The sequence below is a fragment of the Rossellomorea aquimaris genome (genome assembly GCF_001877785.1).
GTDB lineage: Bacteria > Bacillota > Bacilli > Bacillales > Bacillaceae_B > Rossellomorea > Rossellomorea aquimaris_A.
In genome coordinates, this window is record NZ_MINN01000125.1 from 1 (window position 1) to 531 (window position 531).

The following is a 531-nucleotide window of genomic DNA, read 5'->3' on the forward strand; positions in this document are numbered from 1 at the left end:
GAATCGGCGACAAATGGCATGACGTAGCAGTTAAAATACGTGACGTCCGTGTCGGCGCCTGCTCCGTAAAGCACACGGCCTGCAGGAACAAAGTTCAAATTGACCAGCTGCTCATAGAATTTCATGAACCATTCGCTTTGTTTCTCAGGCGTTTTCTCGACTGCCGAAAGCCCAGTGGCATTGCGTTTAGCGATTTGCTCATAAAATACTTCAAGCGGCTTTTCGATGACATCAATTGGCCGGTTGACGATGCCTTGCTCGACTTCATCCGGGTTGTCGATGGCGCTGCGGTAATCTTCTTCGATCCACACGCGTGCTTTGTTCGCCGCTTCGTCGATCGAGACAATATAGAAAAAAAAAACCTCCAAACATTCCGCCACTACAGCAATCTCGTCCTCGCCCCCCATCATCTTGCCCAGCCTGCGATCCTCACTCTCCAACCCCACAACGTTCTCCCCTAACTCCGTTCACCCAGTACCAGTCTCAGCACCTTACGCGCCGTCGTAACCTACTTCGAACCAGATCAACCAG

1 protein-coding gene is annotated in these 531 nt (G+C 51.4%); it reads right to left on the reverse strand.

Annotated features, from left to right (window positions below; all coding sequences use genetic code 11):
• On the reverse strand, window positions 1–407 hold a 407-nt coding region (locus tag BHE18_RS18350; RefSeq protein WP_440480401.1), incomplete at its 3' end, for a ribonucleotide reductase N-terminal alpha domain-containing protein.
• Window positions 408–531: the final 124 nt, after the last annotated feature.